At 69.1% G+C, this 17,669-nt stretch carries 12 protein-coding genes and 1 pseudogene; 5 read left to right on the top strand and 8 right to left on the bottom strand.

Annotation, left to right across the window (positions count from 1 at the left end; genetic code table 11):
* Positions 1-15 precede the first annotated feature (15 nt).
* The 7 genes and pseudogenes from AB0F17_RS26190 to AB0F17_RS26160 all read right to left on the bottom strand — a co-directional run bounded on the left by AB0F17_RS26190 (position 16) and on the right by AB0F17_RS26160 (position 9,563).
* Positions 16-1,050 (bottom strand): LLM class flavin-dependent oxidoreductase, encoded by a 1,035-nt coding sequence (locus tag AB0F17_RS26190; protein ID WP_358027500.1) that lies wholly within the window; start codon positions 1,048-1,050, stop codon positions 16-18.
* The gene (locus AB0F17_RS26185; protein WP_358027498.1) at positions 1,047-2,501 is read right to left on the bottom strand and encodes an amidohydrolase family protein; all 1,455 of its coding nucleotides are present in this window, start codon (positions 2,499-2,501) and stop codon (positions 1,047-1,049) included. Before AB0F17_RS26185 ends, AB0F17_RS26190 begins: the two co-directional genes overlap by 4 nt.
* Entirely contained in the window at positions 2,498-2,716 is a 219-nt protein-coding gene (locus AB0F17_RS26180) for a nitrilase-related carbon-nitrogen hydrolase (protein ID WP_358027495.1), read from the bottom strand. Before AB0F17_RS26180 ends, AB0F17_RS26185 begins: the two co-directional genes overlap by 4 nt.
* Positions 2,717-2,792: 76 nt before the next feature.
* Positions 2,793-4,907: pseudogene (locus AB0F17_RS26175) on the bottom strand (molybdopterin cofactor-binding domain-containing protein); the annotation flags it as partial.
* Positions 4,908-5,110: 203 nt separating this feature from the next.
* Complete coding sequence (locus AB0F17_RS26170; RefSeq protein ID WP_358027493.1) at positions 5,111-6,040, bottom strand: hydroxymethylglutaryl-CoA lyase; 930 nt, start codon at positions 6,038-6,040, stop codon at positions 5,111-5,113.
* Between the two features lie 77 nt (positions 6,041-6,117).
* Positions 6,118-8,463: an ATP-binding protein gene (locus AB0F17_RS26165; protein ID WP_358027491.1), complete on the bottom strand. Its 2,346-nt coding sequence runs from the start codon at positions 8,461-8,463 to the stop codon at positions 6,118-6,120.
* A 275-nt stretch (positions 8,464-8,738) separates the two neighbouring features.
* Positions 8,739-9,563: a PaaX family transcriptional regulator C-terminal domain-containing protein gene (locus tag AB0F17_RS26160; protein ID WP_358027488.1), complete on the bottom strand. Its 825-nt coding sequence runs from the start codon at positions 9,561-9,563 to the stop codon at positions 8,739-8,741.
* A 279-nt stretch (positions 9,564-9,842) separates the two neighbouring features.
* Here AB0F17_RS26160 and AB0F17_RS26155 point away from each other — a divergent pair, with 279 nt between their 5' ends.
* Genes AB0F17_RS26155 through AB0F17_RS26145 form a run of 3 tightly spaced genes read left to right on the top strand, consistent with a single transcriptional unit; the run spans position 9,843 to position 15,245 of the window.
* Positions 9,843-11,501 carry an FAD-dependent monooxygenase gene (locus AB0F17_RS26155; protein WP_358027485.1) on the top strand — a complete coding sequence of 553 codons (1,659 nt, stop codon included), beginning with the start codon at positions 9,843-9,845 and terminating at the stop codon, positions 11,499-11,501.
* A complete protein-coding gene (locus AB0F17_RS26150) occupies positions 11,498-13,564 on the top strand; it encodes an acetate--CoA ligase family protein (protein WP_358027483.1) in 2,067 nt (688 codons plus the stop codon). Before AB0F17_RS26155 ends, AB0F17_RS26150 begins: the two co-directional genes overlap by 4 nt.
* Positions 13,545-15,245, top strand: coding sequence for an AMP-binding protein (locus AB0F17_RS26145; protein ID WP_358027481.1), 1,701 nt, complete (start codon positions 13,545-13,547; stop codon positions 15,243-15,245). The genes AB0F17_RS26150 and AB0F17_RS26145 overlap by 20 nt, the downstream gene beginning before the upstream one ends.
* A gap of 333 nt (positions 15,246-15,578) precedes the next feature.
* On the opposite strand, the gene AB0F17_RS26140 is transcribed toward AB0F17_RS26145, so the two are convergent.
* On the bottom strand, positions 15,579-16,448 hold the full coding sequence (locus tag AB0F17_RS26140; RefSeq protein ID WP_358027478.1) for an NAD(P)H-binding protein: 870 nt from the start codon (positions 16,446-16,448) through the stop codon (positions 15,579-15,581).
* A gap of 28 nt (positions 16,449-16,476) precedes the next feature.
* On the opposite strand from AB0F17_RS26140, the gene AB0F17_RS26135 reads away from it, so the two are divergent.
* Positions 16,477-16,890: a helix-turn-helix domain-containing protein gene (locus tag AB0F17_RS26135; protein WP_358027475.1), complete on the top strand. Its 414-nt coding sequence runs from the start codon at positions 16,477-16,479 to the stop codon at positions 16,888-16,890.
* A gap of 217 nt (positions 16,891-17,107) precedes the next feature.
* Positions 17,108-17,488, top strand: a complete 381-nt coding sequence (locus tag AB0F17_RS26130; protein ID WP_358027472.1) for a peptidase inhibitor family I36 protein — start codon at positions 17,108-17,110, stop codon at positions 17,486-17,488.
* The last annotated feature ends 181 nt before the right edge of the window (positions 17,489-17,669 follow it).

Here is a 17,669-nt window from a genome sequence, read left to right as displayed (position 1 = left end):
CGGGTGATCGCTCGATCACGCGCCGGACGCGGGTGTCGACAGGACAGCCTCGCCGAGCGCCCGCTTGACCGGCTGGACGACCTCTTCGGCCAGCCGCTGCACGTACTCGATGCGTCCCTGCTGGTCGGAGGGCAGGTTGTAGGCGGTCAACGTGATGTGGTTCAGCCCCACCGCGTGCGCTTTGAGGATCTGCTCGACACAGTCCTGCGGCCAGCCGATGATCGCCCACTCGTCGAGGTCGCCCTCCAGGCGCAGGCTCGCCATGCCGGGCTCCTGCATGTCCCAGCCGCTGTACATCTTCATCGTCTTCTCGGCGTAGGCGTGGGCGCTGCGCAGGGCGGCTTCGCGAGAGTCGGCGATCATGATCGCCCGGCCCGCGCCGATGATGCCGGGCTGACGTTCGTGCTCCTCGGCCGTCCGCCGGTAGAGCTCGATCAGCGGCTCGATCTCGCCGAAGGAGGCCTGCGGGCCGTAGAAGACGCCCTCGGCGATCCGCGCGGCTCGCTTGGTCGCACCGATGCTCTGCGCCGCCAGGACGATCGGCGGGTGTGGCTGCCGGTAGGGCGAATAACCCATCTGACCGCCCTGAACGTTCCACCAGCGGCCCTCGAACTCGACGGGCCGGCCGCTCCACAGTGCCTTCATCAGGGCGATGCCCTCTTCGACGCGACTGGTCCGGTCCTTGCGTGAGACGCCGGCCGCGGTCAGTTCGAGCTCGCGGTAGCCGTTCGCGCAGCCGAGGATGAGACGGCCTCGGCTGAGGTGGTCGATCGTGGCGAACTGCTCAGCGACGTCGACCGCATTGTGCAAGGGGAGCACGAGCATCTGCGTCATGAAGCCGATGTTCTTGAACTCGGCGGCCATGTGGCTGATCCACGGGAACGGCTGTGGCCAGACCGTCGGCGCGGACATCCAGTGCTGCGAGGCGGAGATCCAGTCGAATCCCCCCTCGTCGGCGTAGCGGAGGCTTTCGAGGGCGTCCTCGAACTGCTCCGCCATCGGCCGTTCCCGAGAGCTCGTGAACTGCAGGCTCTGGATACCCAGCTTCATACTGTCACCTTGTTCTGCCGCGCCGCGGGACCTCGGCCGACGTATCGGCCCGCCCCCGCTTCCGCGGCGGTTTCGTAGTTGTCAACGATCACTCGGCCACGGACCAGCGTCGTGCGCGCCATTCCCCGTAGCCGTTCGCCTTCGTAGACGCTGACCTCGCACAGGCCGCGGTAGAAGAGCGAGTCCACGTCCGCCTCGCGCTCCGGGTCGACGATCACCACGTCGGCGTCGGCTCCCGGAGCGAGCAGTCCCTTGCGGGGGAAGAGCCCGAAGGCGCGCGCGGTGTTGGTCGACCCGGCGGCCACGAGCTGTTCCATGGTGAGGCGTCCACGGTGGACGCCGTAGGTCATCAGGACGGGGAGCAGGTGTTCCGATCCCCCGCGCACGCCGGGGCGGGCGGCCCAGATGTTGTCGTGCTTGCCGCCGCCCTTCTCCTTGGTCTGGCGGGTGCGTCCGCCCGTGCCGTCGTCGGTTCCCAGGCACGACATCGATCCGGCGGCCAGGCCGCCCCAGAGGGCCTCGTTGTCGCCTGGCGTTCTGAGCGGTGGGTTGACCTTTCCCCAGCAGCCGATCGTCGCCTCCATGCCGGCGTGGTGGGTCAGCCAGTGCGGCCCCGTCTCGCCGATGACCCGTGACCCTTCGGCCCGCGCCCGGGCGATCGCGCCGGCGGCCTCCCCGGTGGTCACGTGGACGACGTACAGCGGGCAGCCGGTGAAGTCCGACAGGGCGATCGCCTGCCGTACGCGTGTGACCTCGGCGATCGCCGGCCGTGCCTCGCTCCACGCGCCCAGGTCCCGGCGTCCGGTGCCGGCCAGCCGCTCGCTGCGCATCTCGACCATGTCGCCGTCCTCGGCGTGGGCCATCGCCAGGCCGGGCGAGCCCTGCTCGGCGATCCACGACATCGACTCGAGCAGTACGTCCGAGTCCACCGGCGAGAAGATCGAGCCCAGGCCCTTGTCCTCCAGGCCGCGCCTGCCGTAGGCGGTGAAGAAGTGCTTGAAGGACGTCACGCCCAGCGCCCAGGCCTCCGGCTGCGCGGCCAGGGATTCGCGCCGCATCATGAACGCGTGCAGGAAGCCGTCCACGTGCGACCAGCGGTCCAAGCACCCGATCGTGGTGCGCAGCTGCTCCCCCAGCGGCTCGTGCGAGCCGCCGACGAAGTGGCCGAAGCTCGTCACCCCTCCGTGCGCCATCCCGCGCGACTGGACCGGCAGGTTCACCTCCAGTCCCTCGGCGATCGACGGGTCCTCCTCGCTGGTCATGTGCACGTGCGGATCGATCAGACCGGGGATCACGAGCTGGTCCTGGGCATCGATGACGCGCCGGGCCTCCGGTAGCTGGACGTCCGGGCCGACGAACACGATCTTGTCGCCGTCGATCGCCACTCCGCCGTGCAGGCGCCCGTACGGGTTGACGACCCAGCCGTTGCGGATGACGAGGTCGACCTTCATGCCACCGCCACCAATGGCCCGTACAGGTCGCTACGGCGATCGGCGAACCGCGTCTGACGCGACCGCTCGCGCCGCAGCAGCACCGGGTCGAGCACCGCGTGGGCGGTGCCCTCGGCCTCGGCCAGCTCGGCCAGGAGCGTGCCGTCCGGCGCGGCGATCGTGCTGTGGCCGGCGAAGACGCCGCTGTCGGAGGGACCTGCCTGGTTGGCGGCCACGACGTAGACCTGGTTCTCGTAGGCCCGGGTCACCGCGATCGAGGAGTACAGGCTCGGGTTGGGGAGCCGGCGGCAGGTTCGTGTAGACGGCGTACGACTCGACCTCGACGTTCGGCGTCCGGTACGGGCCCGGGGTCGCGGCGCCGCCGTTGGTGATCAGTCGCGGGCTGATGTCGGCGTACGCACCGGCGTTGTAGAGCGCGCGCACCCTGCGGGCCACCAGCCGGCCGTCGGCCATGACCCCCGTCGTGAGCGTGATCCGCACCGCGTGCTTCGTCAGGCAGATCATGTCCTCGGCCCGGCTGAGCGTGAGCTTCACCGGCCGGCCGATCTTCCTGGTGAGCGCGGCGACGATCGGCTCGATCTTGGCGTAGACCTTCGCGCCGTAGCCGCCGCCGAGCGAAGGGACCTTCACCTGCACCTTCGCGTGCGGCAGGTCGAAAAGACCGGCGAGCTCGTGCTGCACCGCGTAGGGAGTCTGCGTCGAGCTCCACACCAGCAGCCGGTCGCCCTCGGTCCACGCGAGCGCCACATGCGGCTCCATCGGTACGTGCGCGACCGCCGGGCTCGTGAAGGCGTCCTGGAACACATGGTCGGCCTCGGCCAGGCCGCGCTCGACGTCGCCGTGCCGCAGCGCGAACCGGTTGCAGACGTTGCCGCCGTGCGAGCGCACCGGGATCACCGTGACGAAGCTGCCGGCAGGCATCTCGTCCCGGTCGTGGAGCAGCGGCGCCGCCTCCCGCAGCGCCTCTTCCACGTCGTAGACCGGGTCGAGGTCCTCGTACTCCACCGTGATCAGCGCGGCCGCCTCGCGTGCCGCCCGCTCCGTCAGCGCGGCGACCACGGCCACCGGCTCGCCGACGTAGCGCACCTTGTCGATCGCGACGACCGGCTGGTCGCGGATCACCGACCCGTAATAGGGATTGATGTCGGTGTGCGGCGCGAAGTCCTCACGGGTGAGGACGCCCACGACCCCGGCGACCCGCATGGCCGCGGAGTAGTCGATGGACCGGATGAGCGCGTGCGGCCGCTCGCTGCGGTGGACGGCGGCGTGGCACATGCCCGGCACGTCCATGTTGAGGACGTACTCGATCTTGCCGGTGACCCGGGCGTCCGCGTCGACCATGGGCACCGGGCGCCCGATCACACCGCCGCTGTCCACCTTCCGCGGAACATGCTGAACACTCCATACCTTCACCGCCCGTCGTCTCCCGTTCTCGATGTCCTCCAGGGCGCGTCGCACGAGAACCGGGACGAGGCGCTTGCGGTACGCGGCGGAGGCGCGCATGTCGTCGATCGGGTCCGACGCCTGGGCATAGGCCTCGGCGATCTCGGCGACGAGCGCGCCGTCGGCCAGGCTGTTGCCCCGGGCCATCGCCTCCGCCGCTGCCACCCGAAGGGGAACCGGCCGGGCGGCACGCACCGAGACCCGCAGGTCGAGGCATCGGCCGTCGGCGTCCCGCTGAGCGACGGCACACACGCTGAGGGCCGGGCGGTCCTCGAGCGACCGGGTGAGGTGCTTCAGGTATACCCAGTCCGCGTTCTCGGCGGGCAGCGGCACCTCGATGCCGGTCATGACCTCGTCGTCGGCGAGCGTCGTGCGGTGGTAGCCGAGCAGGAACTCGTCGAGGGTGAGCGTTCTGGTGACGCGCTTGGATCGCAACGTGACTCGCGCCCCCAGCGCGTGCAGCACACCCGGCGGGTCGTAGCCGTAGTCGGCGTCACTGACGTTGCCGCCCAGGGTCCCCACGTTCCGGACGCGTCTGTTCGCGACGAGCGAGACCGCCGACGTGAGCAGCGGCAGGGCCTGGCGGGCCGCGGCCGAGCGTTCCAGCCGCCGATGGGTCACCAGCGCGCCGAGCCGCAGGAGCCCGCCGCCTGCCTCGATCTCACGCAGCTCGCTCAGCCGCCCCATCGACAGGAGACCCGCGGGGGCGTCCTCGCCGGTCCGGATCCTGTTCATCAGGGCGGTTCCACCGGCCAGCAGCGTCATCTCGTTCCCGTGCCGCTCCCTGAGCTCGAGCAGCTCGTCCAAGGACTCGGGGAGGAGGACCTGCGGCCAGTTCACCGTCCCTCCGCGACCGCGTGCCACGTGAGGGGCCGGAACCGACGGGGGTTGAGTCCGAACATCATCTCCGCCTTCCAGTACCGGTTGTCGATCACCTCGGCAGCACTGATCTCGATGCGGCATCGCACCGTGCGTTCAAGGTTGGGGAACCGACAACATCCGCGACCGCCCGGGCCGGAACCACGAGCCGCTTCGCGCTAGGCATTGCCATAATATGGCATTCGCTCCGCGTTGGGAAGAAGCTCGGCCCACGCTTGACGCAGCCGCGCCCGTGGCGGGTTCTGGCTCGTATCCCCAGATCCGGGCACGGGTTGGGCGCGAGGGATTCAGCCCTGGGTGAGGGCCCGGACGGTTCGTGACGGGCTCGGACGGCGGAGCTCCTTGGCCAGCCAGTCGCTGGTCTCGACGAGCTTGCCGAGATCGACGCCGGTGTGGACACCGAGCCCGTCGAGCTGCCAGAGCAGGTCCTCGGTGGCCAGGTTGCCGGTGGCGCTCTTGGCGTACGGGCACCCACCGAGCCCGCCCGCGGAGGCGTCGACCGTGGTGACGCCGCGCTGCAGAGCCGCGAGGCAGTTGGCCAGGCCCTGCCCGTAGGTGTCGTGGAAGTGCACCGCGATCCGATCGAGGGGCACCTCGGCGGCGAGGAGGGCGTCGATCAGCGAAGCGACCCGGCCGGGTGTGGCGACGCCGATGGTGTCGCCGAGAGCGAGTTCGGTGCAGCCGAGCCCGAGGAGCCTCGTGGCGACGGATACCACCTGCGAGATCAGGACCGCACCCTCCCAGGGGTCGCCCCAGCACATCGACAGGTAGCCGCGCACGTGCAGGCCGGCTTCCCTGGCGCGGGCGACGACCGGCGCGAACATCTCCAGCGACTCGGTGACACCACGGTTGAGATTGGCCTTGGCGAAGCTCTCGGTGGCCGACCCGAACACCGCGATATCGGTGACACCCAGGTCAAGGGCCCGGTCGAGCCCGCGCCGGTTGGGCACCAGGACCGGGTAGCGTACCCCGGGCCTACGGTCGACCCGCCTGAGCACTTCCTCGGCGTCGGCGAGCTGGGGCACCCACGCCGGGTGCACCATGCTGGTCGTCTCCACCACGGTGTGCCCGGCGTCGACCAGCCGCTCAACGAGCTCCACCTTCACCTCGACCGGCACGAGCCCGGCTTCGTTCTGCAGCCCGTCGCGCGGGCCGACCTCGCAGATGGTCACGCGGCCAGGCAGCCCGGGCAGGGGGTCGACGCCGTAGTGGTTCATGCAGCTCCCTCTTCAGGATGGGCTAGGAACCATATAATGGCAGTCGATGCGTACGATCAGCGGCGGCGGCCCAGATCTCACGGATTGGCGCGTGGGAGGCGAAGGACGAAGCGTGCTCCGTGCGGCGATGCGTCCTCGACGTGGAGGGTGCCGCGGTGGGCGCAGGCGATGTCGCGGGCGATGGCCAGCCCGAGGCCGGTGCCGCCGTGGTGACGGCTGCGGGCGGTGTCGAGGCGGGTGAAGCGGTGGAAGATGTGCTCACGCTCGGCTTCGGGGACTCCTGGGCCGTCGTCGGTGACGCTGAGTTCGGCGACCTTGCCGCCGGCCCGGCGTACCTGGACCACGACATGGTGGGCGGCGTGGCGTTGCGCGTTGTCGAGCAGGTTGCGCAGCACCCGGCAGAGCTGCGTGGGAACGGCCTCGACCAGCACCCCGGGCATGAGTTCGAGTCGCGTCGGATGACGGTCGCCGGCCCGGCAGGAGGTCTCGGCCTCGGCGAGTCTGGCCAGATCAAGGGGCTCCACGGCAGGGGACGGCACGGCTCCGATCCCGGCCAGCAGGAGCAGGTCGGTGATGATGGCCTGCAGCCGATCCACATCGCCCAGCGCACGGTCGAGCAGCTCGGCCAGGTCGGTCTCGCCGGGATGCAGCTGCGCCTCCTCCAGTTGAGCCCGCAATCCGGCCAGCGGCGTGCGCAACTCGTGGGAGGCATCGGTCGTGAAGCACCGCTGGCGAGCGAGTGACTGTTTCAGCGACGCGGTGGCGTGTTCCAGTTTCAGTGACAGCGCGTGCTCGTGGGTGTGCTGGCGGGCGTTGTCGATGTACACGGCCGCGCGGCTGACCAGTTCCTCGCCAAGGGACAGGTCGTCCTCCTCGAAGGCGTCCAGCCGCTGGGAGCGGTAGAAGCTCACTACACCCAGGGTGACGCCGCGGGCTCTCATCGGCACGGTGATGAGCGAATGGATGCCCTGTTCGCGAACCTTGCGGCCGCGCGCAGGATCTTGCAGCAGCCAGCCGGACGCGGTGTCCAGCGTCGGTTCGAGTATCGGCTGCGCGGTGGCCAGGCTGCGCGCCTGCGGCGTGGACGGGACCAGGTGGATGAGCGCGCCGACGGGATGCAGATGGGACCTCGCGCGGACGGAGGCGAGCGCGACCCGGCGCATCCCGACGTCCGTGGTGGGAGGCTCGTCCCCACGCAGGACACAGTCGGGCATGTCGACGGCGGCGTAGTCGGCGAACCGCGGGACGGCGACCTGGGTCAGCTCTTCCGCGGTCCGGGTCACGTCCAGGGTGGTTCCGATGCGGGCTCCGGCCTCGCACAGCAGGCCGAGTCGTTCGCGGGCCTGCAGGACCAGCCGTCCGACTCCAGGCTCGCCCACGGCGAGCACCCACGCATCGCTTCCGTCGGACGCGGCGACCGTTGGGGTCGTTGGGGTCGTTGGGGCGGCCGGTGTAGGGGTGCCCGAGCCGACGGCGACCGATACCTGCCGCGGCGCGCCGCTCGCCAGAACGACTTCCACCGCGATGCCGCATGTCCCGGTGGAGCTCTGCACAGGACGGCTCAGCAGCGTGGCGATACCGCCCGCCGACAGTGGCACCGCCTCGACCGCCAGCTTCCCGGCGGAGATCAACCCTGCCGCCTTCTCCCGCAGGCGAAGGCGGTCGCGCCTAGTCAGCGGGGTGGCGGTCGAACCGATCTCGCCGATCAGTCCGTCGGCGTTCACCGGTAGGACGACCGCCTCCCCCGCGTGCGCCCAGCGCCGGGCTTGGAGGAAGGACCGCAGCAAGGTCCGCTCTCGTTCGGAGACCTGCCCAAGCAGTCGTCGCTCGATCTCGGCGGCCGCCTCCTGGACCAGCGTGAACATTCTCGGGGCGGCCAACCCGTCCAGGCAGGTCAGGTCCAGCGCGCCCAGGATGCGGCCGCTGATCGGGTGACGGATCGGAGCGGCCGCGCACGCGAACATCCTCATGGCCTCGGCGAAATGCTCCTGTCCCCGGATGAACGCGGGACGCCTCTCGGCCAGCGCGGTGCCCAGGCCGTTGGTGCCGGTGAGCTGCTCGGAGAACCCGAATCCGGGTCCGGACGGCAGGCTGTCCAGCCATCTGCTGAGTGCGGGTTCCCCGACCCTGCGCTGCAGGATCGTTGCCTGCTCGTCGCAGAGGATCACGGTCACCTTGATGCCGGAGACCTGGCACTCGAGATGGTCGAGCACAGGAGTGGCGATATGGACGAGTTCGCTGTCCAGGTCCTGGTCTTGGTGGTACACGATGGGGACGTTGTCGGCCGCGACACCCAGGCATTGACAGCGCTGCCATGACGCCAGCACTCGCTTGCGGACGCCAGAGCCGACACGTTCGCCGGCGAAGAAGCGCTCACGAGCAACGGCTAGAGCGGCGAAGCCCTCTCCGTCGGCAACACCCATTGACCATTTCTTCCCTTCTCCATCATTACGACTCTGCTCAACCCAGGCGCAGGTCGCGCCCCAAGTTGCCCCATTTTCTATGGATTTATGCGCAAAAGAGCAATTCAAGCATGTTTCGAGCTATCTGGTGGATTCAGTCGCTTCGCCTCTGTGGCCGACGGGCACGATTCCAAGCTCTCCCGTGAACCAGCGCCTGGCCCCTGCCTGTCGCGGGGCCCGGGGCGTCGCAACACTCCCGACGGCGCTCACCCGTACCTCCTGTCAGAAACGCGTGTTCAAGCGTGCCCGAGCGCTACTGGCAAGGGGCCTACGCCCAGCGAAGCGCAGAAGGCCTCAGCCTGCGAGCCAAGGCGTTTGTGCAGGTCAAGGAAGAGGTCATGTACTTCACGACCCACCCAGCCGGCAGGCGCCAGTTCCGGCGGCAGGTCAGGATCGTCATAGGGCAGCATCCGATAGTCGTGGACGAGGCTTGTTCGCTGGACAAGCGCCTGCGGTCCGTACGGCGGCGTCGCCGCGATCCGCGCCAACTGGGCTCGGTAGGCGTCGCGCTTGCCCAGAAGGGTGCTGTGCAGCTTCTTGAGGTCCCAGCATCTGCTCGCCATATCGATGTCGGCGGCGGCACCCATCGAGCGGCTGGTCAGCAGGTCGAGCCGGACAGACGGCTCTTCGGCCAGCGCGGAGGCGATCTCCTCCAGCCTGTCATGAGGTGAAACCCACGTCGAAGGGGCCAGCGGTCCGAAACCCAGCCATCTGAGCTTCTTGCGGACGCGATCACGTGCTGCGCGGTCCGTCTCAGGGACGTGGTAGATAACCACGCGCCACCGGCCGTCCCAAGGCTCCCGCTCGCGATGGAAGATGAGCTTGCGTCCTTCGTCGAGCAGCCGCCAGCTACGGTCGGTAAGGCGATAGACAGTGGAGCGCCCCAGCTTCTCCGTCTCGAACCACCCCTCCTTGCGCAGCCTCGACATCACGACTCGGGTGGTCGCTTCTGGCACCTCGAAGGCGGCAAGGAGGTCGGTGAGAGTCTGCAGCGGGGCGGCGCCGCCCGCGTAGCGCAGATAGTCGCCGTACAGATCGAACACGATCGACCGCGGCTTCACAGCGCCTCCTCGGCTCGCTCAAAAGTAACAAGATAACACCCATGCGTCGCCGATTTGACACTCATGAAAGGCGATTTCACAGGGATCCCCTATCTGCGGGGGCGACCTCAACCAAGCTCAGGGCGACGGGTCTGCCGCCTCGGCCGTTGCCGCTGAGCGTTCCCGCAGGTGCACGCCTTCTGGGGAGGTCTCGTCGACAGCCAGGCCCGGCCCCAAGCGGGACCGTACTCACCTCAAAATGTTTCATCCTGTAGACGTCCGTCAATAATTTGTTGTAACTTGACGGCACTCGGCATGGCCGCCAAGGCGACGGACCTGCCGCCCGCGTCGCTGCCGTTGCTGACGCCTTCAACCGGAGAGAAGCTGATGCGCATAGCTGTCGCGGGAGGCGGCCCGGGCGGGCTGTTCTTCGCCACCATGATCAGGCGGCTCGACCCGTCGAGCGAGGTCACCGTGTTCGAGCGCAACCGCGCCGATGACACCTTCGGCTTCGGCGTCGTCTTCTCCGATCGCACCCTGGCCGACATTCACGAGGCCGACCCTGTGCTGCGTGAGGCGCTCGACGAACACGGCCGGCACTGGGACGACATCGAAGTCCGCCTCAAGGGAGAACACATCCGCTGCGGCGGCAACGGCATGACCGCCATCGTCCGGCGCACCCTGCTCACGCTCCTGCAGACCCATGCCCGCCACGTCGGCACCGAACTGCGGTTCTCCACCGAGGTGACGCTCGACGACCTGGCCGGCTACGACCTCGTCGTCGCGGCGGACGGAACCGGCTCGACGATCCGTGACCGACTCGACGACGACTTCGGCATCGAGGTCGAGACCGCCGCCGCCAAATTCATCTGGTTCGGCACCGACTACCTCTTCGACGGGCTGACCTTCGTCCACGAGCGCGGCCCGGACGGCGTCTTCGCCGTGCACGGCTACCCGATCTCGAATGACATGTCCACCTTTATCGTGGAAACCGATGAAGCCTCTTGGCGCCGGGCCGGGCTCGACGCGTTCGATGTCAGCCGGCCCCCCGGCCCCAGCGACATGATGTCCAAGGCGTACCTGGAGAAGCTGTTCGCCGACCAGATCGACGGCAAGCGGCTGCTCACCAACAACTCCCGCTGGGGCAACTTCCGCACCCGCCGTACCAAACGCTGGCATACCCTGGCGCCACAGCCGGTCGTGCTGCTGGGCGACGCCGCGCACACAGCGCATTTCTCAGTCGGATCCGGCACAAAGATGGCCATGGACGACGCGGTGGCCCTCGCACACGCCCTGTCCGAGCACGGCGGCGATCTCCCCACCGCGCTCGCGGCCTACGAGCGGGCCGCCCAGCCGTCCGTACGGAAGATCCAGGACTCTGCCCGGCCGAGCCTGTCCTGGTGGGAACACTTCGGCCGCTACTACGACGCCTTCGAACCGTGGCAGTTCGCCTACCACTTCCTGTCGCGCAGCATCACCGAGGCGCGCCTGGCCCGCCGCGCCCCCGAGTTCGTCCAAGCCGCCCGCCGTAGCTGGGTCGAGACCAACGGCGCCGAGCCACTGCGCACACCGTTCGAGAGCGGCGGCTGGCAGGTCAAGAGCCGGCTCGTCGACATCGCGACCGATGCCGACGGCACGCCCACGGCGGTACGAGCCGCCCACGACCTCCCGCTCTCGGCCACCGCGAGGCAAGGACCATGGGGCGCGGTGCTGATCGCGCCGGACACCGAGGCGGGACTGCCCGAGGTCTTCGCCCGCCTCGCCGATCTGCCAGGCCCGAACGGCCCGGTGCTGATCGCGGTGACCGGCGGTACGCCGCTGACGCGCACCCTGCTCTGCGAGCAGGCGCGCATGCACCAGCACGTCCCCGCTCTGCTGATCGAGCCGGGCCTCGACCTCGATCACGCTCATACGATCCTGCTGTCCGGCCGAGCCGACCTCGTGGGGGTTCCGGAATGAGCGACACCACCGCGACCACCAGGGATCTGACAGCGCTCTTCGCACCACGCGGCATCGCCGTCATCGGAGCATCGCGCAACCCGCGCAAGCTCGGCGCCATGCTCGCCCGCTCGCTGGCCGGGTTCGCCGACGGCGGCCACCTCGCGCTGGTGAACGGCCGTGACGAGACCATGTACACCTCGGTCTCGCAGGCCGCCGCCGATGGGCCCATCGACGTGGCGATGATCTGCGTGCCCGCGCCCGCCTGCCCCGACGCCCTCGCCGAGGCCGCGGCGGCAGGTGCCCGCGCCGCCGTCATATACGCGGGCGGATTCGCCGAGGCCGGAGAGGCCGGGACGACCTACCAGCGCCGGCTCGCCGACGTCGTCGCCGATACGGGCATCCGGCTGCTGGGCCCCAACACGAGTGGATTCCTGGCCCCCCACGCCGGCATCACGGCCAGCTTCGTCCCCGGAGCCGCCCAGGTGCGGCCCGGCAAGGTGGCCGTCGTCGCGGCCAGCGGCGGGATGAACCACGCCCTGGTGTTCCTGCTGGCCGAGGCCGGACATGGGATCAGCCTGGCCGTGGGCATGGGCAACGCGGTCGATCTCAGCGCGCCAGACATCCTTGACCATCTCACCGGCGACCGGGTCACAGAGGCCATCGCGTTGCACATCGAATCCGTCGCCGACGGGCCGCGCCTGGTCGACAGCGTGCGCCGGCTCTCCGCGCACCGCCCGGTCGTCGCCCTGGTGGTGGGCCGGCACGATGTCGGCGCCTTCGCCGCGTCGCACACCGGCGCCCTCGCGACCTCATGGCGCATCACCCGGGCCGCCCTCGCCCAGGCCGGCGCCGTGCTGGTCGACGACGAACGCGAACTGGTCGATGCCGTCGGCGCCCTGGCCGTCACCCGCATGCGACCCCGTACGACTCCAGGGGTGGGCGTCGTCACCGCCCAAGCGGGACCCGGCCTGCTGCTTCTGGACAACCTACGCGGACGCCGGGCACGCGTCCCCGAACTGAGCCCCGCCACCCAGGACACCCTGGCAGAGCTGCTGCCGCCGCTGACCTATCAGCGCAACCCGGTCGACACCGGCCGCCCAGGCCCGGAGCTGGGTCACATCTTCGCCGCCGTCGGCGCCGACCCGGGCATCGATGTGATCGCCGCGTACACGCTGCACGAGCCCGACGCCGTCGACATCGTCGCCGCCGCGAAAGAAGGCCAGACGCCACAGATACCGATGGTGCTCGGCCTTGGCGGAATGGGAGAGGAGGTCGTCCAGAAGCGGCGCGCGCTGCTGGAGGCCGGCATCGCCGTCGCGACCGAACCACGCGGCGTCGCCGCCGCGACCGCCGCACTTCTGGCCGACGCGCATGCGCGGACGCACGTTGCCCGCCCCTCTCCCGACGACCGGATACCGGCCGACGTCAGCGGCCTCCACGACGAGCACCAGGCCAAGGAACTCCTCGGCCGGCTCGGGGTGGCGACCATGCCGCGCCGCGTCTGCCGAGACCGGGCCGACGCCCGCGCCGCGCTCGCCGGACTGGGCGGCCCCGTCGCGGTCAAGCTCCTCGACGCCGAGGTGCTGCACAAAACCGAGCTCGGCGGCGTGCACCTGAACATCACCGGCCAGGACGACCTGGACACGGCACTCGACAGGCTCGACGCCGCCGGAGCCCACCGCTACCTGGTCGAAAAGATGGCGGCCGCCGGCGTCGACCTCATCGTCGGCGCACGCCGTGACCCCGTCTTCGGCCCCATCGTGCTCGTCGGTCTGGGCGGGACGACAGCCGAGGCGCTGGCGGACGTCGCCATCCGGCTCGCCCCGCTCAGCCCGGCCGAAGCCGCCTCCATGCCGTCGGAACTGGCCGGACATGCCCTTCTCTCCGGTTGGCGCGCAGGACCCGTGCTCGACGTCGACGAGCTGAGCCGGATCGTCACCGTACTCGGCGACCTGCTCACCGCCAACCCACTCATCGACGAGATCGAGATCAACCCACTGAGACTCACCGCCGACGGTCTCGTCGCGCTCGATGCCGTGATCATCACCAGGGAGGCCGACGATGCCCAGCCCCATCTCTGACCACGTCGTGCCCTGGCCCGAAGCCGAGGCGCGGCGCTTCGCCGCCGAAGGCTATTGGGCCGGGATCCCGCTTGGACACCTGCTCCGTGACGTCGCCGACCGAACCCCCGACGCGCCCGCCCTGACCGATCCCGTCGCCTTCGGCGCAGCGGGGCTCCGGCTCACCCACGCCGAGCTGGCCGAACGCGCCGACGCCACCGCTATCCGGCTGCTGGACCTGGGCATCGGCCGAGGCGACCGCATCGTGGTGCAACTGGGCAACGGATGGGAGTTCGTCGTCCTCACCCTCGCGTGCCTGCGCGCGGGCATCGTGCCGGTCATGGCGCTACCGGCGCACCGGCGCGCCGAACTGAACTACCTCGCCACCCACGCCGAGGCCGTCGCGATCGCGGTACCGGACCGGATGCGCGACTTCGACCACCAGAGGCTGGGTCACGAGCTGGCCGATGAGGTCCGGGCGGCGACCGGCGCGGACTGGCACGTCCTGGTCGCAGGTGACGACCTCGCCCCCGAGAGCATCGACCTGCGCGCCCTGTGCGCGCCTCCCACCAACCCCAAGGCCGACCGCGCCCGGCTGGACGCGACCGCTCCCGGCAGCCGGGACGTAGCCGTCTTCCTGCTCTCCGGCGGTACGACCGGCTTGCCGAAACTCATCGCCCGCACCCACGACGACTACGCCTACAACGCGCGGGCGAGCGCGGAGATGGCCGGACTGGACTCGCGCAGCGTCTACCTGGTGAGCCTGCCCGCGGGCCACAACTTCCCGCTCGCCTGTCCCGGCCTCCTCGGCACGTTGCTCAAGGGCGGGCAGGTCGTCACCCTGCCGTCGCCGGAGCCCGTACGCACCTTCGCCACGATCGCCGCCGAAGGCGTCACCCACACCGCGGCGGTCCCCGCCATCGCGGTCCGCTGGCTGGAGCACGCGGCCGAGCACGGTGCGAACGAGGCGAAAAGCCTGCGAGTACTGCAGGTCGGCGGCGCCCGGCTCGCCGACGAACTGGCCCGCAAGGTCAAGCCCACGCTGGGGGCGACACTGCAGCAGGTGTTCGGCATGGCGGAGGGGCTGCTCAACTACACGCGCCTCGACGATCCAGACGACATGGTGTGCACCACGCAGGGACGCCCGCTCTCCCCGGCCGATGAGGTACGTCTGGTCGATGAGGACGACCACGACGTCCCCGACGGAGAGCCGGGCCTGCTGCTCACCCGCGGACCCTACACTCCGCGCGGCTACTACAAAGCCGCCGACCAGAACGCCCGCGCCTTCACCACCGACGGCTGGTACCGCTCCGGCGACATCTGCCGCCGCACCCCGCAGGGCAACCTGATCGTCGAAGGCCGGGACAAGGACATGATCAACCGCGGCGGCGAGAAGATCTCCGCCGAAGAGGTCGAGAACCTGGTCTACCAGCTCCCCGCGGTCAGCCAGGCCGCCGCCGTGGCCATGCCGGACCGTGTACTCGGTGAACGTGTGTGCGTGTACGTCGTACCTCGTCCCGGCACCACGATCACTCTGGACGAGATCCGCACGACGATGGAGCGCAGCGGCGTCGCCCGATTCAAGATCCCCGAACACCTGGTGATCGTCGACGAGCTGATCTCCACCAAGGTAGGGAAGATCGACAAAAAGGCCTTGCGAGCGGACATCGCCCGCCGCCTGGAACCACATTCCGGCACGTGAACGGGCGGCAAAACCCACACAGCACGCTGCTCTGGCTGCGACAGGGCAGCACATATCTCCTCGCTGCGCCTGCTCATGGCCGGCGGCGCACCCGTACCGCCCTGGCTCATCCGTACTTATCAGGTCGGCCTGTCAGCTCAGCGCCGAGCGGCATAGGCGGAGCAGTTCGCGGAGCTGCTCCGCCCTGGTAGACGGGCTGAGGAAGGCTCGGCCCGGATCACGCTAGATGGATCTCACCCAGGAACGGGCCACTTTGGGAGGCATCGCCAATTCCTCCTGTACGAGCCGGATCGCCTGCCTTTCCTAGCTGCGGGGCTTCTTGCTCTGCTGGGCTTACGCGACAGCCGCTGCGAGCGGAGAACGGGGCTCGCAGCCCAGCAGTTGGCGCAGATCGCCACCGGTTCGTGACATGAATCCGGCAGCAATGGCGGAGTAGGTGCCCACCAGCATCGGCACCTGGAATGGCTCGGCGCCGGAGGCGGCGATGCGCGCGCGAGCCTGGGCGAGAGTCTCCGGCTCGTAGACGACGTGCGGGCCGTGTGCTTGTGCCAGGTCGGCGCCGCCAACGGTCTGCTCACCGATGAGTTCATAGATGCACCCCGCGTGAGCGGGTGCTTCCACCGCCACCCGAACCGCGGCGTCGGCCAGATCCGCGCGCGCAACGGCGGCCAGCCGGCCCTCGCCAAGCGGGGCGGTGATCCGTCCGTCCTCCGACGGCGCCGCGAGCCAGGCCAGCAATTCTGCGTAGAGGCCATTGCGGAGGATCGTCCAATCAATGCTGCTCTCCTGGAGCCGGCGCTCGGTCCAGCGGTGCGGCAGGGCGTACGGGAGGTGGTCGCCGTCGGCGGTCAGGCTCGTATAGACGATGTGGCCCACACCCGCCTTCTCCGCAGCGTCGATAGCGGCGCCGTGCCGGGTTATGACGATGTCATCCTCGCCGTAACCTGCAGAGATCATCAGCAGCACATCCACACCCACGAAGCCCTTGGAGAGGGTGTCGCAATCGTCGAAGTCAATGCGGCGGACAGGCAATGGGGCCTGTATCTGCTGAGGGTCGCGAGTTCCAAGGACTGTGTCATCACGGTCGGCCAACTGCTCGGCAACAAGCGTGCCCAGGGCGCCGGAGGCACCAGTAACCAGGATCATCGAGGTCTTCCCGTTCAGGTAGGTTCTCTTGAGTAACCGGGACCATTCTGCGGTCATGTGCCAGGGAGCGTAAGGAGGCACTTCGATGTCGGTGGGGCACACGGAAGTAACCATCGAACCCGTCGTCAGCTGCGGGGACGAGCACGAGGACTGCGGCATCCGCGAGGTGCTCGATCGGATCGGCGACAAATGGTCGGTTCTGGTCGTGGTTGAACTGGCCCAGGGCGTACGCCGTTTCCGGCAACTGCAGCGCGCCATCCCTGGAATCTCGCAGCGGATGCTGACGCTCACAGTGCGCCGGTTGGAGCGGGATGGGCTGGTCACCAGGACTGTGTACCCAACGGTGCCTCCGCAGGTCGAGTACGACCTCACAGCGATGGGCCACAGCCTCACGCATCTGGTGAGAGCCCTCGCGGATTGGTCGGCGGAACACCGTGACACCATCGCGACAGCGCGCCAGGAATGGGACGCTGAACATCCCGACTCCGGAATCCGCTGAACGAACGCCCCTGCACGTTGCAGACCATGGCGTAGGACGGCCTGATCAACACCCCACCACGAACGTCCGCGGAGCAGCACTGGTCTGCCGATGACGATCGATGATCATCGGCCTTCGCCTGGCTGACGGCGGCCGTTCGACTGGATCTGGTGGCGCATTTTCGGATCACCTTTCATGATCTTGGGCGAATTACACTCAGCCGAAAATGAGGTCGTCCATGAAAAGACCGACGGTGCGTAGGGCCGGTGTCGTGGCGCTGGCTCTGACCAGCCTGATGGGGGTGGGCGCCACCGCGCAGGCCGACGCCCAGCGGGTCGCCAGCTCCTGCGGCGCCAGCTTCTGCCTGTACGAGCACGACGACTACGCCGGTACCGAAGAGAATTTCCTCTTCACCTCCAACGGATGCGCCAATGTGGGCACGCTGAACAACAAGGCCAGCTCCATGAGGAATCCTTCGGCCGGCCGGATGCAGCTCTACAACAGCGCCAACTGCTCGGGTTCCTACGGCTACGCGGCCGCCCCGAGGTCGTCGGACAGCGACCTGACGAACAACGGCTTCGACAACCTGGCCAGCTCCGTGAAGCGTGTCAGCCCGTAGCGCCTGCTGATCACGGGTGATCTGGTGTGGCCGATCCCGCCCTTTTGTGACTTGACGGAACCAGTTGTTCCTTGTCGGTATCTGGTTACGATCTTGGCGGTTTCGGCCCTATCAGAATGAGGCGTTCATGAACCGAGCGGCGCTGCGGACAGCCGGTGTCGTGGCGCCGACCTCGACCAGC

The organism is Nonomuraea sp. NPDC026600 (assembly GCF_040638335.1).
Lineage (GTDB): Bacteria > Actinomycetota > Actinomycetes > Streptosporangiales > Streptosporangiaceae > Nonomuraea.
This window is presented reverse-complemented; position numbering and strand designations above follow the sequence as displayed.

What these genes read in the sequence shown, in the direction of transcription:
- AB0F17_RS26170 (WP_358027493.1), bottom strand. Translation starts at nt 6,040, where the DNA reads ATGAACCACTACGGCGTCGACCCCCTGCCCGGGCTGCCTGGCCGCGTG.
- AB0F17_RS26145 (WP_358027481.1), top strand. Translation starts at nt 13,545, where the DNA reads ATGCCCAGCCCCATCTCTGACCACGTCGTGCCCTGGCCCGAAGCCGAG.
- AB0F17_RS26140 (WP_358027478.1), bottom strand. Translation starts at nt 16,448, where the DNA reads ATGACCGCAGAATGGTCCCGGTTACTCAAGAGAACCTACCTGAACGGG.
- AB0F17_RS26185 (WP_358027498.1), bottom strand. Translation starts at nt 2,501, where the DNA reads ATGAAGGTCGACCTCGTCATCCGCAACGGCTGGGTCGTCAACCCGTAC.
- AB0F17_RS26190 (WP_358027500.1), bottom strand. Translation starts at nt 1,050, where the DNA reads ATGAAGCTGGGTATCCAGAGCCTGCAGTTCACGAGCTCTCGGGAACGG.
- AB0F17_RS26150 (WP_358027483.1), top strand. Translation starts at nt 11,498, where the DNA reads ATGAGCGACACCACCGCGACCACCAGGGATCTGACAGCGCTCTTCGCA.
- AB0F17_RS26165 (WP_358027491.1), bottom strand. Translation starts at nt 8,463, where the DNA reads ATGGGTGTTGCCGACGGAGAGGGCTTCGCCGCTCTAGCCGTTGCTCGT.
- AB0F17_RS26135 (WP_358027475.1), top strand. Translation starts at nt 16,477, where the DNA reads ATGTCGGTGGGGCACACGGAAGTAACCATCGAACCCGTCGTCAGCTGC.
- AB0F17_RS26130 (WP_358027472.1), top strand. Translation starts at nt 17,108, where the DNA reads ATGAAAAGACCGACGGTGCGTAGGGCCGGTGTCGTGGCGCTGGCTCTG.